12 protein-coding genes are annotated in these 14,826 nt (G+C 64.6%); 8 read left to right on the forward strand and 4 right to left on the reverse strand.

Annotation, left to right across the window (positions count from 1 at the left end; genetic code table 11):
• From EOA27_RS03160 to EOA27_RS03170, 3 genes are all read left to right on the forward strand, one after another.
• Nucleotides 1–636 (forward strand): ATPase, T2SS/T4P/T4SS family (locus EOA27_RS03160; protein ID WP_145970252.1); only part of this gene is annotated, 636 nt, incomplete at its 5' end.
• Nucleotides 637–767: 131 nt separating this feature from the next.
• Nucleotides 768–1,781, forward strand: coding sequence for a type II secretion system F family protein (locus EOA27_RS03165; RefSeq protein WP_127255444.1), 1,014 nt, complete (start codon nt 768–770; stop codon nt 1,779–1,781).
• 13 nt (nt 1,782–1,794) lie between these two features.
• Complete coding sequence (locus tag EOA27_RS03170; RefSeq protein ID WP_126079374.1) at nt 1,795–2,811, forward strand: type II secretion system F family protein; 1,017 nt, start codon at nt 1,795–1,797, stop codon at nt 2,809–2,811.
• 254 nt (nt 2,812–3,065) lie between these two features.
• On the opposite strand, the gene EOA27_RS03175 is transcribed toward EOA27_RS03170, so the two are convergent.
• Nucleotides 3,066–3,893, reverse strand: a complete 828-nt coding sequence (locus EOA27_RS03175) for a tetratricopeptide repeat protein (protein WP_126079373.1) — start codon at nt 3,891–3,893, stop codon at nt 3,066–3,068.
• Nucleotides 3,894–4,016: 123 nt separating this feature from the next.
• Between EOA27_RS03175 and EOA27_RS03180 the strand changes: the two genes are divergently transcribed.
• The 5 genes from EOA27_RS03180 to pdeM all read left to right on the forward strand — a co-directional run bounded on the left by EOA27_RS03180 (nt 4,017) and on the right by pdeM (nt 10,197).
• Nucleotides 4,017–5,381: a leucyl aminopeptidase family protein gene (locus tag EOA27_RS03180; RefSeq protein ID WP_126079372.1), complete on the forward strand. Its 1,365-nt coding sequence runs from the start codon at nt 4,017–4,019 to the stop codon at nt 5,379–5,381.
• A gap of 63 nt (nt 5,382–5,444) precedes the next feature.
• Complete coding sequence (locus EOA27_RS03185) at nt 5,445–5,795, forward strand: MarR family winged helix-turn-helix transcriptional regulator (protein WP_042638647.1); 351 nt, start codon at nt 5,445–5,447, stop codon at nt 5,793–5,795.
• Nucleotides 5,796–5,823: 28 nt separating this feature from the next.
• Nucleotides 5,824–6,684, forward strand: coding sequence for an NlpC/P60 family protein (locus EOA27_RS03190; RefSeq protein ID WP_189342044.1), 861 nt, complete (start codon nt 5,824–5,826; stop codon nt 6,682–6,684).
• A gap of 244 nt (nt 6,685–6,928) precedes the next feature.
• Nucleotides 6,929–9,460, forward strand: coding sequence for a ligase-associated DNA damage response DEXH box helicase (locus tag EOA27_RS03195; protein WP_189342045.1), 2,532 nt, complete (start codon nt 6,929–6,931; stop codon nt 9,458–9,460).
• A 20-nt stretch (nt 9,461–9,480) separates the two neighbouring features.
• The gene (gene pdeM, locus EOA27_RS03200) at nt 9,481–10,197 is read left to right on the forward strand and encodes a ligase-associated DNA damage response endonuclease PdeM (RefSeq protein ID WP_126079370.1); all 717 of its coding nucleotides are present in this window, start codon (nt 9,481–9,483) and stop codon (nt 10,195–10,197) included.
• 7 nt (nt 10,198–10,204) lie between these two features.
• On the opposite strand, the gene EOA27_RS03205 is transcribed toward pdeM, so the two are convergent.
• From EOA27_RS03205 to EOA27_RS03215, 3 genes are read right to left on the reverse strand one after another with little or no spacing between them, the layout of a single operon-like run.
• Nucleotides 10,205–11,140 carry a DmsC/YnfH family molybdoenzyme membrane anchor subunit gene (locus EOA27_RS03205; RefSeq protein WP_126079369.1) on the reverse strand — a complete coding sequence of 312 codons (936 nt, stop codon included), beginning with the start codon at nt 11,138–11,140 and terminating at the stop codon, nt 10,205–10,207.
• A gap of 2 nt (nt 11,141–11,142) precedes the next feature.
• Nucleotides 11,143–11,877: a 4Fe-4S dicluster domain-containing protein gene (locus tag EOA27_RS03210; RefSeq protein ID WP_126079368.1), complete on the reverse strand. Its 735-nt coding sequence runs from the start codon at nt 11,875–11,877 to the stop codon at nt 11,143–11,145.
• On the reverse strand, nt 11,874–14,795 hold the full coding sequence (locus tag EOA27_RS03215) for a molybdopterin oxidoreductase family protein (RefSeq protein WP_127255446.1): 2,922 nt from the start codon (nt 14,793–14,795) through the stop codon (nt 11,874–11,876). Before EOA27_RS03215 ends, EOA27_RS03210 begins: the two co-directional genes overlap by 4 nt.
• Between the last annotated feature and the right edge of the window lie 31 nt (nt 14,796–14,826).

Here is a 14,826-nt window from a genome sequence, read left to right on the forward strand (position 1 = left end):
ACCAACTATATCGACCGCGAGGAGCGGGTCATCACCTGCGAGGACTCGGCCGAACTGCAGCTGCAGCAGCCGCATGTGGTGCGTCTCGAAACCCGGCCGCCCAATCTCGAGGGCGAGGGCGAGGTGACCATGCGCGATCTCGTCAAGAACTGCCTGCGTATGCGGCCCGAGCGCATCATCGTCGGCGAAGTGCGCGGACCGGAAGTGTTCGACCTTCTGCAGGCGATGAACACCGGTCACGACGGCTCGATGGGAACGATCCACTCGAACAGCCCCCGCGAATGCCTCAACCGTATCGAATCGATGATCGCCATGGGCGGCTATTCGCTGCCGCAGCGCACCGTGCGCGAGATCGTCGTCGGCTCGATCGACGTGATCATCCAGGCCGCTCGCCTGCGCGACGGTTCGCGCCGCATCACCCACATCACCGAGGTGGTCGGCATGGAAGGCGACGTCATCATCACCCAGGATCTCGTCCTCTATAACATCAAGGGCGAGGACTCGAGCGGCCGGCTGGTTGGCGAGCATGTGTCGACGGGCATCGGCCGCCCGCATTTCTGGGATCGCGCCCGCTATTATGGCGAGGAGCAGCGCCTCGCCAATGCGCTCGAGGCGATGGAGAAACGCGCTGACTGATTTGTCTGGAGGTCTGACGCAATTCCAGGAAAAGTGTGAAGCGGTTATCCGTCCGGAATTGCGTCCAAACAAAGAAATAGGGCGGTTCGCCGTTTCTTTGAAACGGCGAAAGGGCCTAGGGGCACCGGTCGATGTTCGGAATTGACACCACCGTCCTGGCGTTCATCGTGCTCGCCGGCTTCAGCGCCGGCGCGGTGGCTTATGCTTTCCTGTTCACGCGCATCGACAACGAGAAGCAGGCGGGCAAGCGGCTTCAAACCATCAAGACAGCCGAAACCGACAGGTCGGTGGTGAAGGCCACGCGCGATCGCGCCGCGGAGGCGGTCAAGCGCCGCAAAAGTCTCCAGGACTCGCTCAAGCAGCTCGACGAGAAACAGAAGACCAACGATCGCAACCTCAAGAAACCGCCGCTGAAGGTTCAGATCCGCCAGGCCGGCATGCAGGTGCCGATCGAGCGCTTCTACATATACTCCGTCGTCAGCAGCATCATCCTGACGGCCCTTCTCTTTTTCGTCGGCGCGCCTCTGTGGGCCCTGCCCGGCGCCCTGCTGGTGGGCGGGCTCGGTCTGCCGCGCTGGTTCGTTTCGTTTCGCCGCACACGTCGCGTCAAGGCCTTCCTGGAAGAGTTTCCGAACGCGCTCGACATCATCGTGCGCGCGGTCAAGTCCGGTCTGCCGCTCAACGACGCGATCCGCCTGATCGCCAATGAATCGCCCGAACCGGTCCGGTCGGAGTTCCGCCGCATCGTCGATTCCCAGCAGATGGGCATGTCGGTCCCCGACGCCGCCATGCGCATGTCCGAGACCATGCCGTGCAGCGAGGCCGGCTTCTTCGGGATCGTCATCCAGATCCAGTCGCAGGCCGGCGGCAACCTGTCCGAGGCGCTAGGCAACCTTTCGCGCGTCCTGCGCGACCGCAAGAAGATGAAGGCCAAGGTCCAGGCGCTGTCGATGGAAGCCAAGGCATCCGCCGTCATCATCGGCGCCCTGCCTTTTGTCGTCGCCTTTCTCGTCTATCTGTCGAGCCCGAATTATATCATGCCGCTGTTCACCACCAATGTCGGCAACCTGATCCTCGGCTGTGCGGGCGTCTGGATGTCGATCGGCATCCTGGTGATGCGCAAGATGATGAATTTCGAAGTGTAGGGGCGCGGATCCGGTGACAGAACAGGTCGTCAAAACACTCACCGATCCTTCCTTTCTGATCGCGATGCTGGTCGGCATCGCCGTGTTCGCGACCGTGTTCACCCTCATGCCGGCGTTCGGTGGCACGTCGCTCAAATCGCGCATGAAGTCCGTGGCGCTCGAACGAGACAAATTGCGCGCCGAGCAGCGCGCGCGGCTGGCCAGCGAGGCTGACCGCCGGCGCAAGGGCCTGCGCGAGGAACAGTCCATCGGCATGCGCAACATCGTCGACCGCCTGGATCTGAAGCGCGCGCTTGCCGATGAAAACACGATCCAGAAGCTCAAGGTCGCGGGCTTCCGCGGCCAGAACCCGCTGACGCGCTTCCTCTTCTTCCGCCTCGTCCTGCCATTCGTGGGCTTTGCGCTGGCGGCAGTCTACCTGTTCGTGCTCGGCGGCCTGCCGCAGCAGCCGGCTTTCATCAAGCTGTTCGTCTGTGTCGTCGTCGCCTATGGCGGCTTCTACGCGCCCATCCTCTATGTCAACAACCGCGCGACCAAGCGCAAGCAATCGATCCAACTGGCGTGGCCGGACGCGCTCGACCTGATGCTGATCTGCGTGGAATCCGGCATGTCGGTGGAAGCGGCCCTGCGCAGGGTCGCCGACGAAATCGGCGCGCAGTCGGTCCCGCTTGCCGAGGAATTCGTGCTCACCAATGCCGAATTGTCCTATCTGCAGGATCGCAAGATCGCTTATGAGAACCTGGCAAGCCGCACCGGCCTGGAATCGGTCAAGTCGGTGTCGCAGGCCCTGGTCCAGGCCGAACGCTACGGCACGCCGGTGGCGCATGCGCTGCGCGTGCTCGCCTCGGAAAGCCGCGACATGCGCATGAACGCGGCCGAGAAGAAAGCCGCCGCGCTGCCGCCGAAGCTCACCGTGCCGATGATCCTGTTCTTCCTGCCGGTTCTGTTCGCCATCATTCTTGGCCCGGCCGGCATCCAGGTCAGCCAGCGCGGCATCTTCGGCGACCAGCACAGCTCCTCGAGCAAGTAAAGCAATTCCAGGAAAAGTGTCGCGCGGGTTTCCGCCCGGAATTGCGTAGAAAAAGAGAAAGCATTCCAGGAAAAGTGTCGCGCGGTTTTCCGCCCGGAATTGCGTAGAAAAAGAGAAGGCAATTCCAGGAAAAGTGTCGAGCGGGTTTCCGTCCGGAATTGCGTAAAAAGCAAAGAGAAAGAGCCGTTCGTGTCAATCAAAAAAAGCCGCGCGGCTTTTGGATTGTCGGAGCGGGCGGCGCTTGGCGGCGTCCGTCAGTTCGTGGCGACTTTCGCCTTGTTCTTGTCCCGATCCTTCAGCTGGCTCCAGGCATTCTGCTGGGCAAGCATCTGGCGCAGATAGGCGACGTTGGCCTGCGCCTGTTCGGGCGACAATTCCTGCGAGGCGATCTTCTCGGCCTCGTCGAAGCGGCCCTGCAGGCCCACTACGAGTGCAAGGTTCTGCCGCACCCGGCTGTCGGCGCTAGGCTGCTGCGCGGCCGAGCGCATATAGGTCTCGGCCGTTCGCAGGTCGCCTTCGAGCACATAGGACATGCCGAGATTGGACAGCACCGAAGGCTCGTTCGGTTTGAGTTCCAGCGCCTTGCGGTAGTCCTGACGCGCTTCGTCCTTCTGGCCCATCTGGTCGAGGATCGCGGCTTCCGCCGACACCAGCTTCCAGTCCGGATATTCGGGCGTCTGCGCGCGGCGCACGGCGTCCAGCGCCGGCTCGAACTGGCCGTTGGCGGCGAGAGCCTTGCCATAGGCTGCAAGCACCTCGCGATCCTTGGGATAGGCGATCGCCAGCTTGCGCATCACGGCGAGCGACTGATCGGCATCGCCGTCCATCTGCAGCGCCGCCGCGAAATTCATCGCCATGCGCTTGTCATTGGGATTGCGGGCGTAGGATTCGCCAAGCCTCGACGTGGCGGTGTGCAGTTCGCCGGCCGACATCGTTTCCAGCGGCCTTCTATCGGAGCGCGAGATGGAGCCGGTGGTCATCTGGCTGGTGCTGCCGCAACCTGCCACGCTGGCTGCCAGTGCCGCCATGAAGGCTGTGCTGATCAGACGCTTGGCTCTATGGTTCAACGCTTTGATCGGCATCGGCGCCCGGTCTCCATTCCTGTGCGGCCATAGGCTGGCCGTCTTCCCTCCCGCAGAAATATTCTGTTAACCCTAATGGACCGTTAAGAAGCCGACTCATCCTGTTCGGCCGGAGATCATCGCATGCCTGTCGAACTCGTCGAACAAAAGCCGCAAGCCGCCTTGCCTGTCTATCTGGTGGCAAAGGACGCCCTTGAAGCCGCGGCATTGCCGCCGCCCGCCATCGCCTGGGCAAGAGCCAACGGTTTTTCCGGCGAGGCAGGGCGCACGCTCGTCCTGCCGGGCGAGGGCGGCGGTCTCGCCGGCGCGCTGTTCGGCATCGGCGACGGCGAAAGCGCTTTGGCCCTCGGCGCGCTCGCAAGATCGTTGCCGGAGGGCGACTGGCATTTCGCGTCGGCTCCCGCGCAGCCCGATCTCGCCGCGCTCGCGCTGGTCCTGGGCGGCTATGTGTATACGCGCTACGGCAAGAGGCCGGGCAAGGCCTTACGCTTCGCGCTTCCGGAGGGCGCGAACGCCGCGCATGTCCGCCGCGTCGCCGATAGCGTGTTCCTGACGCGCGATCTCGTCAACACGCCGACCAGCGACCTCGGTCCGGTCGAACTGGAAGAAGCCGCCCGGCAACTGGCGGCCGCCCATGCCGCCGATATTTCCGCAATCCACGGCGACGATCTTCTGGCGCGGAATTTCCCGATGATCCACGCTGTTGGCCGGGCTTCCGCCGATGCGCCGCGGCTGATCGACATGAGCTGGGGACCGAGCGCTGCGCCGAAGGTGACGCTGGTCGGCAAAGGCGTCTGCTTCGACACCGGCGGCCTCGACATCAAGCCGTCGTCCGGCATGCTTCTGATGAAGAAGGACATGGGCGGCGCCGCCAATGTGCTGGGCCTCGCTTCCATGATCATGGCGGCGAAACTGAATGTCCGGCTGCGCGTGCTGATCCCCGCCGTCGAGAATTCGATCGCCGGCAATGCCTTCCGTCCTGGCGACGTGCTGAAGAGCCGCAAGGGCATCACGGTCGAGATCGGCAACACGGACGCTGAAGGCAGGCTGATCCTGGCCGACGCGCTGGCGCTGGCCGATGAGGAACAGCCCGCCTTGCTGGTCGACATGGCGACGCTGACGGGCGCTGCCAGGGTCGCGCTCGGCCCCGATCTGCCGCCTTTCTACACCGCCGACGAGACGCTCGCGGCCGACATTGCCGCAGCCTCCATGGCGGTCGAGGATCCGCTGTGGCGAATGCCGCTATGGCGTCCCTATGATGCGAAGCTTTCCTCAAAGATCGCCGACATCAACAATGTCACCACGGACGGTTTTGCCGGCTCGATCACCGCGGCGCTTTTCCTCAAGCGCTTCGTCGAGAAGACCCACAGCTGGGCGCATTTCGACATCTTCGCCTGGAACCCGGCCGACCGCCCCCACGGCCTGACCGGCGGCGAGGCGCAGGGCATTCGGGCGCTCGAGCGGATAATTACGCAGCGATTTGCCTGAGCAATTGGTAGGCGCGCCCGTTACTGAAACGGAACCGAAACAATTTGCCGGCATGCTTGGGCGATGTCGATCTCGATGCGCCCGAGCCAGGCCTTGCGACTGTGGCAGCAAGTGATGCTGGCCCAGGTGCGCGATGGCGAGCCCGATCTCACCATGCGCCAGACGGCGATCCTGTTCACCATCTATCTCGATCCGCCGCCGCACACGGTGCGAGGGCTTGCGGCAAAACTCAACGTCACCAAGCCGGTCATCACCCGGGCGCTGGACACCATGGGCGCGCTGAAGCTCGTCTCGCGCCACCGCGACGAGCTCGACAAGCGCAACGTGCTGATCCGCCGCACGGTGGAAGGCGCGCTCTTTGTCGAGCGCTTCGGCGATGGTATCGTCGCCAGGGCGTACGAACTGCCCATCTGACCTCACTGCCAACGACTGGATTATCGATTTGACCGCAAGGGATGCCCGCCTTCACGCCTTCCGCTCCGACCTTGCCGATGCGAGGCTGAAAGGCGAAGTTGCCGCCGACCGCTTCGTCACCGGCCGCCCGGCGCGGATCACGGCCTCGGTCGCCGACCTGCGCAAGGCGCCGCGCCCCGATGCGGGCGTCAACACGCAGGCGCTGTTCGGCGACGACGTGCTCGTCTTCGAGGACGCGGAAGGCTGGGCCTGGGTGCAGGCCGAGCGCGACGGCTATGTCGGCTATGTGGCGGACAATCTTCTTGGCGCGCGCGACCATGCTCCGAGCCACATCGTCTGCGTGCCGCGCACCTTCCTCTATCCCGGGCCGGATCTGCGCTTTCCGCTCAGCGGGCAGCTGTCGATGGGCTCGACCGTGACCGTGAGCGGCTCGGCCGAGACGCGGGGCACGCATTATGCGCTGCTGCCCTCCGGCCAGGCGATCATCGCCGGCCATCTGCGGCCGATCGCCGAGCTGGCCGACGACTATGTCACCGTCGCCGAAAGTTTTCTCGGCACGCCCTATCTCTGGGGCGGCGTCTCCGGCTTCGGCATCGACTGCTCCGGCCTTGTGCAATTGGCGATGCGCATGACCGGCAAGGATGTGCTGCGCGACTCCGACATGCAGGCGGCGTCGATCGGCACGCCCTTCGAGCCGGGTCCGGACTATACCGGCCTCCAGCGCGGCGACCTCGTGTTCTGGAAAGGCCATGTGGCGACCATGACCGACGAAAGGGACATGATCCACGCCAACGGCCACACCATGCTGGTCTCGCGCGAAGGGCTGAAGGAAGCGGTCGAGCGCATCGGCTATCTCTATGGTGGCCCAACCGGGTTCAGGAGGCCGTGATCTTCCTTCTCCCCGTTTCACGGGGAGAAGGTGCCCGAAGGGCGGATGAGGGGCGGCGCCGATGTTCGCGGTTGGCCGCTATTTCCCGACCTATCATCGTCTAACTAAACCATCATCTCGATCGCCGGCGCCGCCCCTCACCTGCCTGCCGGCATCCTCTCCCCGTAAACGGGGCGAGGAACGCCGATCCCCTTTTGTTCCGATTTTCCTTGGCGATCGCGTGCCGCCGCGCTACCTGTTGCGCGTGACCGAGCAGCCGCGCCTTGCCGAACAGAACGCCGCCGTCCTGCTGCCTGAGCCATTCGTCAAATGGTTCGGCCAAAAGGGCTGGTCGCCGCGTGCCCATCAGCTCGAGCTGCTGGCGAAGGCGCAAAGCGGCCAATCGGTGCTGCTGATCGCGCCGACCGGCGCCGGCAAGACGCTGGCCGGCTTCCTGCCGTCGCTCACCGAGCTCGCCAACCGTCCCAAGCGCAAGCCTGGCCAGGCCCGTCGCGCCATCCACACGCTCTACATCTCGCCGCTGAAAGCGCTGGCCGTCGATATCGAGCGCAATCTCGGCAAGCCGGTCGAGGAGATCGGCCTGCCCGTCACCATCGAGACCCGCACCGGCGACACGCCTTCGCACAAGCGCCAGCGGCAGAAGCTGGCGCCACCCGACATTCTGCTCACCACGCCAGAGCAGCTCGCGCTGCTGATCGCCTCGAACGACGCGAGGCGCTTCTTCGAAGACTTGCGCTATGTCGTGTTCGACGAGCTGCATTCGCTTGTCACCTCGAAGCGCGGGCATCTCCTGGCGCTTGGCCTGGCGCGGCTGCGCGCTTTCGTTCCCGATCTCCAGACCATCGGCCTGTCGGCAACGGTCGCCGAGCCCGACGAATTGCGGCGCTGGCTGGTCAGCCAGGCTTCTCCCGGTGCCATGTCCGAGCTCATCGTCGTCACGGGTGGCGCCAAGCCCGATATCTCGATCCTTGATTCCGAAGAGCGCGTTCCCTGGGCCGGCCATTCGGCCCGCTACGCCACGCCGGAAATTTACCGCGAGATCAAGCGGCACAAGACCACGCTGCTCTTCGTCAACACCCGCAGCCAGGCCGAGCTGCTGTTCCAGGAACTATGGCGCGTCAATGAGGATACCTTGCCGATCGCCCTCCATCACGGCTCGCTGGACGTCGCCCAGCGCCGCCGCGTCGAGAAGGCAATGGGCGAGAATGCATTGCGCGCCATCGTTGCCACCTCGACGCTCGATCTCGGCATCGACTGGGGCGATGTCGACCTAGTCGTGCATGTCGGCGCGCCGAAGGGCGCCAGTCGTCTGGCACAACGCATCGGCCGCGCCAACCATCGCATGGACGAGCCGTCGAAGGCGATCCTCATCCCCGCAAACCGCTTCGAGGTTCTGGAATGCCGCGCCGCGCTCGACGCCAACTATCTCGGCGCCCAGGACACGCCGCCATTGGTCAATGGCGGGCTGGACGTCTTGGCGCAGCACGTGCTGGGCTGCGCCTGCGGCGCGCCGTTCCATGCCGACGCACTGTTTGATGAGGTAAGGACCGCCGCGCCTTACGCCAGCCTGGACAGGCCGACATTCGACCGGGTCATCGACTTCGTCGCCACCGGCGGCTACGCGCTCAGGAATTACGAGCGCTACGCGCGCATCCGGCAGACCAGGGAGGGCTTGTGGCGGGTTTCAAATCCGGCCGTCGCCCAGCAATACAGGCTCAATGTCGGCACCATCATCGAAGTGCCGGCGCTCAATGTACGCTACGTCCAGGCCGGCAGCCGGGGGGCAGCCTCGCGCGGCGGCAGGGTGCTGGGAAAGATCGAGGAAGCATTCCTGGAGACTTTGACCCATGGCGACACCTTCATGTTCGCCGGCAAGATCCTGCGCTTCGAAGGCATTCGCGAGAACGAGTGCTTCGTCTCGAACGCGCCGGGCAGCGATGCGAAAGTGCCCTACTATGGCGGCGGCAAATTCCCGCTTTCGACCTACCTGGCCGAGCAGGTCCGAGCCATGCTCGACGATCCGCAACGCTGGAAGAAGCTACCCGAGCAGGTTGCGGATTGGCTGCGGTTCCAGGCGGACAAGTCCATCCTGCCGAAACGCGACGACCTGCTGATCGAGACTTTTCCGCGCGGCAACCGCTACTACCTCGTGGCCTATCCGTTTGAGGGCAGGCTTGCTCACCAGACGCTCGGCATGCTGCTCACCCGCCGGCTCGATCGCGCGGGCGCGAAGCCGGTCGGTTTCGTGGCCACCGACTATGCGCTGGCCATCTGGTCGCTGGCCGACATGGGCTGGATGTTCAAGAACAGAAAACCGTCGCTGGCCACGCTGTTCGATCAAGACATGCTGGGCGATGATCTCGAAGCCTGGTTTGCCGACAGCTGGCTCTTGAAGCGCACCTTCCGCAACTGCGCGCTGATTTCCGGACTGATCGAAAAACGCCACCCCGGCAAGGAGAAAAGCGGCCGCCAGGTGACCGTCTCGACCGACCTGATCTATGACGTGCTGCGCAGCCATGAACCCGACCATATTCTGCTGCAGGCCACCCGCACCGACGCTGCGACCGGGTTGCTCGATGTCAGCAGACTTGCCGAGATGCTCTCGCGCATTCGCGGTCGAATCATGCATAAGAATCTCGAACAGATATCGCCGCTCGCCGTGCCGATCATGCTCGAAATCGGCAAGATGCCGGTGAATGGCGAGGCAGACGAGACGTTATTGATGGATGCCGCCACCCTTGTCGAAGAGGCCATGGGGCCGGAGATGATCGACTGAAAGAGAGGGACGAAGAGGGGATGAATTTTTCGCTCTCACGCGCAACGCTGATCGCCGAGGCCGACCCTGTCGGTATCGCCGGCGAGCGCGCGATCTGCGATCGGCGTGGCGTTCTCTACTTCCCCGATCTGCGCCTGCTCGCGGTCTCCGACCTGCATCTCGAAAAAGGCTCTTCTTTCGCCAGGCGCGGCGCGCTGATCCCACCTTACGATACCGGTGCCACCTTGCTCAGGCTGCAGTCGGTGATCGCCGACTATCAGCCGCGCATCGTCGTCAGCCTAGGCGACTCCTTCCATGATGGTGGCGGCGCCGGGCGCATGCATTCGAGTTTTCGCGAACGCCTGGAAGCGATGATGACCGGTCGCGACTGGTTCTGGGTCGCCGGCAACCACGATCCTGAGGCGCCCGCTGACTTGCCCGGCGAGACGGTGAGGGAACTTGCCATCGGCTCGCTGCTCTTTCGCCATGAGCCCTCGAAGACGCGGATCGAGGGCGAGATATCAGGCCATCTCCACCCATGCGCGCGCATCGTCCAGCGCGGCCGCTCGGTCCGGCGGCGCTGCTTTGCCGGCGATGGCGGCCGCATGATCATGCCGGCCTTCGGCGCCTATACCGGCTCGCTCAACGTGCTCGACCGCGCCTATGCCGGCCTGTTCCGCCTGGAAACGCTGGTTGCCTATATGCTCGGCGCCGAGCGCATTTTTGCGATCTCCGGCTCGATGCTGCGGCCGGGCTGATACAGCTTCATCTGCCATAGTACAGCGTGACCGTGTGCTTCGCCTCGGCGAAGAACAGCCAGCGCTCGACCAGCATGCCGGCCAACTGACAAACAGCTGCAAGCACCGAGGCAATCGCCGCGAACGGCCAAGGCAGGGCGAAGGCGATGACAAGCAGGACGGCGGGCGCAATGAATGCCAGCGTCTGCGTGATCCGTCGTAGCTTCGCGCTATGTTTGCGCGCGATGCGGAAGCCCATCTCCTTCAGCAGATAGTTCTCTTCCGTATGCGGCCATTCGATCGACCGCACCGTGCCGCCGGCGAGCCCGGTCGCGGTGTTGGCATTTGTCGGAATCTCCAGCCGGTCATTGTAGCGCCATGTCGCGAGCTTCCAGACCCAGCCGGCGAGGGTGGCAAGCAGGGCCCAGGCCAGCATCTCCGCTGAACCCAGCTCGAACCCCTGAAGCAGGGCGTTGGCGAGAACGCTTCCGGTCATGGCAGCAAAGATGAGATAGGCCGGCAACGTATATCGGCTGTGCCATTGCGCGACCGGCTTCAGCGAAGCGTAGATCATGCCCGTCGTGCAGACAGTCACGACGGCGCCAGCCGCCGCCAGCAGGCCGGCGGCCGCCACCCAGCCGCCGCTCTTGCCGAGAAACACCCAGCCGATGCCGAACAGCACGGCCGGGATGAAGGTCGCGACCGACGCCACGCCTTCGCGCGACAGCCACGAGCTGCGCCATTGCGAGAAGGCGCGCCAGGCGCGCCTGGGACGGCCGAGATGACCGGTGGAGGACAAAAGCCCGGCCACGATCAGCCCGAGCGCCAGCGCCATGCCGACAAGCCCAAGCCGGAAATCGGCGGGAATGAACCCCAACCCGCCAAGCAGGCCGAGCAGCGCCAACAGGCCGTAGCCGGCACCGGTGGCGGTTGTGAAGAAGACGACCGAGAAAGCGGGGTGCATGATCAGTTCGAAAGCACGCGGTCGATCCAACCGAGAAAGCCGCCCTCGGCCTTGATCGGCTCCAGCGCGGGCGCGTCGACCTTCGCCGCCCGTTCGCTGCGGGCGCGCGGCGGCAAATAGCGGTTGGTCGGCTTGTAGCCGAGTTCCGGCATCAGTGCCACGCCGCCACGCTCCTCGACGAGTTGCGAGATCGCCGAGGTGGGATCGCCGAGATCGCCGAAATGCCGGGCGCTGGTCGGGCAGGCGGCGACGCAGGCGGGCACGCGATCTTCCTCGGCCAGATTGTCGTTGTAGATGCGGTCGACGCAGAGCGTGCATTTCTTCATGACGCCGACATCCGCGTCGAACTCGCGCGCGCCATAGGGGCAGGCCCAGCTGCACAATTTGCAGCCGATGCATTTATCCTCGTCGACCAGCACGATGCCGTCGGAGGCGCGCTTGTAGGAGGCGCCGGTCGGGCAAACGGTGACGCAGGCCGGCTGCTCGCAATGGAGGCAGGAGCGCGGGAAGTTCACTGTCCGGCAGCCCCGCTCCGTCGTGTGCTCGTAGGCATGCACCCGGTTGAACCAGACGCCGTCAACATGTCCGCCATAAGGGTCGATGTCGGTCAGCGGCGCCATATGGCCGCCGGTGTTCCACTCCTTGCAGGCGGTGACGCAGGCCTGGCAGCCGACGCAGGTGTCGAGGTCGATGACGAGGCCGAGCTTCTTGTCGGTTTGGGCGGGAAGGCAGGTCATTCGGCGGCTTCCCTTTTCATGCGGAATTCCGCGCCGAAGCGAAGTACGTCGGGCGACGGTTCGAAATGCGGCGGCTGAGCAAAACGCTCGAATTGCGGTTCGGTGAAGCCGGCTTCCTCGGCCGAGCATTTGACGATCCGCACGCGCACGTCGAACCACGCCGCCTGTCCCGTGACCGGATCGGAATTCGAATAGCGCTTGCCGTTGGCATCGGCCGATGTCTGGTCGCCGATGATGTGGTTGAGCAGGAAGCCGCGATTGCTCTCGGCCGCATCGTCCTTCAGCGCCCAGCTGCCGCGCCGCTTGCCGATCGCGTTCCAGGTCCACACCGTGTCCGGGTTGACGCCGTCGATCAGCTTGATCTGGCCCTTCACCCTTCCGTTGATGCTTTCGATCCAAACCCAGTCGTCGTCGGCAAGGCCGAGCTTGCTGGCCGTCTGGCGATGCACGAACAGCCGGTTCTGGCTGGTGATCTGCCGCAGCCACGCATTCTGCGAACCCCAGGAATGGTACATATGCATCGGTCGCTGCGTCAGCGCATGCAGCGGATATCTTTCAAGGTCGACGGCGTCGTCCTCGAAGGGCGCGTACCAGAACGGCAGCGGGTCCATATAGGCTTCGATGCGGCCGCGTTCGGCGTCGGGTGGCTGCACCTTGCCGTGGCCACGCGCTGCCAGCCTGAACCGTTGGATCGGCTCCGAGTAAAGCTGGAAGACGATCGGCTCTGCGCAGGGGATGAAACCCATCTCGACCGCGAAATCGAGATAGGCGCGGTTGCCCATCTTGTAATAGCGCTGGTCGTCGGAAAAATCGTGGTGCCAGAAGCCGCCATTGTCGATGTAGCGCTGCAACTGGTCTGGGTTGACGTCGCCCTTGCCGATCGAGCCACCATCCTTGCCGCGCCAGCCGGCTAGAGGGCCGATGCCGGGCGTGCGCTGATGGTTGACGATGTAGTCGGCATAGTCGCGGTATGTCGCCGAGCCGTCCTCGTTGACGAAGCAAGGCAGGCCGAGCCGCGCGCCGAGTTCGATCAGCACCGACTGGAACGGCCGCACGTCGCGATCCGGCTGCACCACGGGGTGGCGAATGGCGTCGGCGGCGCCGTCGGCATGGCTGATCGGCCGGTCGAGCAGGCTGATGCAGTCGTGCCGTTCGAGATAGGTGGTGTCGGGCAGCACCAGGTCGGCGAACGGCACGGTCTCGGAATAATAGGCGTCGGAATAGATGATGAAGGGGATCTTGTAGGCGCCGGCCTCGTCCTTGTCGGTCAGCATGGCAATGGTCTCGACCGTGTTCATCGACGAGTTCCACGCCATGTTCGACATGTACATCATCAGCGTGTCGATCGGATAAGGATCGCCGGCCCAGGCGTTGCGGATCACCGTGTGCATCAGCCCATGCGCGGCCAAAGGCGCTTCCCAGGAATAGGCCTTGTCGATGCGGACAGGCCGGCCGGCCTCGTCGACAAGAAGATCATCCGGTCCGCAGACGAAGCCGAGCGGCACGCCGTCCAGCGGCGTCATCGGCTGGGCGTTTTTTCCGCATGGCTTCGGTCCCGGCGGCGCGCAGCGCGGATAGGGCGGCTTGAAGCGGAAGCCACCCGGAACGTCCACCGTGCCGAGCAGAACCTGCAGCAAATGGATGGCGCGGCAGGTGTGAAAGCCGTTGGAATGGGCCGAGATGCCGCGCATGGCATGCATCGACACCGGCCGCCCCTTGATCGTCTCATGCCGCCGGCCCGCCCAGTCGGTCCAGGCGATCGGCAGCTCGATCGTCTGCTCGAAGGCGACATGCGCCAACTCCGCCGCGATCCGCCGGATCGTGTCGGCGCCGACGCCGCAGCGCGCGGCGACCGCGTCGGGCGAGTAGCTGTCGTCCAGATAGCGATCGGCGATGAGCTGGAACACCGGCACGCAGTGCCGCCCGCCGACGTCGTAGCCGCCGGTCAGCGCCGGCTTTGCTTCGGGATCGGCTGCATTGACCGGATGCTTGGCCACCCTGTCCCAAGCCAGCGGGTTGCCGTCGGCGTCGCGCACAAAGAGTCCGTCGTCGGCAGCGCCCGGCTCCTGCACGACCAGCACCGTCGCGTTGGTGTAGCGCAGCAGATAGTCGAGATCGACGCGGCCGGCCTTGAGCAGGTCGTGGACCAGCGCCAGCACGAACAGGCCGTCGGTGCCCGGCCTGATGCCGATCCAGTCGTCGGCGATGGCATTGTAGCCGGTGCGGCACGGGTTGATCGAAACCACCTTGGCGCCGCGCGCCTTGAGCTTGCCGAGGCCGATCTTGATCGGGTTGGAGTCATGGTCCTCGGCAACGCCGAACAGCATGAAATATCGGGTGTTGTCCCAGTCGGGTTCGCCGAACTCCCAGAACGAGCCGCCGATCGTGTAGAGCCCGCCGGCCGCCATGTTGACCGAGCAGAAGCCGCCATGCGCGGCGAAGTTCGGCGTGCCGAATTTCGACGCCCACCAGCCGGTCAGCGATTGCGACTGGTCGCGTCCGGTGAAGAAGGCGAGTTTTTTCGGATCGGTGCGGCGGATCGCCGACAGCCTCTCGGTGGCGATGGTCAGCGCCTCGTCCCATTCGATCTCACGGAATTCGCCCGAGCCGCGCGGGCCTGTGCGCAGCAGCGGTTTCTTCAGCCGCGCCGGGCTGTAATGCTGCATGATGCCGGCGCTGCCCTTGCCGCAGATCACACCGCGGTTCACCGGATGGTCCTTGTTGCCGTTGATGTAGCGGACCTTGCCGTCCTTGATGTGGACGTCGATGCCGCAGCGGCAGGCGCACATATAGCAGGTGGTCTTGGCGACGCGGTCGGAGACGCTGGGCGAAGTCTCGACGCCGTCGCCCTCATTTGGCGCGTGAGTGTCGGAAAGAGGCCGTTGCGAGGGTGCGGAATTGGCGCCGCGCGGCGCCAATTCCGCACCCTCGCAACGGCCTCTTTCCGAC

This window comes from Mesorhizobium sp. M2A.F.Ca.ET.037.01.1.1 (assembly GCF_003998075.1).
GTDB lineage: Bacteria > Pseudomonadota > Alphaproteobacteria > Rhizobiales > Rhizobiaceae > Mesorhizobium.

Bases quoted from the DNA above. Each gene is read 5' to 3' on its own strand.
- pdeM (WP_126079370.1), top strand. From the start codon at position 9,481: ATGAATTTTTCGCTCTCACGCGCAACGCTGATCGCCGAGGCCGACCCT.
- EOA27_RS03180 (WP_126079372.1), top strand. From the start codon at position 4,017: ATGCCTGTCGAACTCGTCGAACAAAAGCCGCAAGCCGCCTTGCCTGTC.
- EOA27_RS03210 (WP_126079368.1), bottom strand. From the start codon at position 11,877: ATGACCTGCCTTCCCGCCCAAACCGACAAGAAGCTCGGCCTCGTCATC.
- EOA27_RS03175 (WP_126079373.1), bottom strand. From the start codon at position 3,893: ATGCCGATCAAAGCGTTGAACCATAGAGCCAAGCGTCTGATCAGCACA.
- EOA27_RS03165 (WP_127255444.1), top strand. From the start codon at position 768: ATGTTCGGAATTGACACCACCGTCCTGGCGTTCATCGTGCTCGCCGGC.
- EOA27_RS03205 (WP_126079369.1), bottom strand. From the start codon at position 11,140: ATGCACCCCGCTTTCTCGGTCGTCTTCTTCACAACCGCCACCGGTGCC.
- EOA27_RS03185 (WP_042638647.1), top strand. From the start codon at position 5,445: ATGTCGATCTCGATGCGCCCGAGCCAGGCCTTGCGACTGTGGCAGCAA.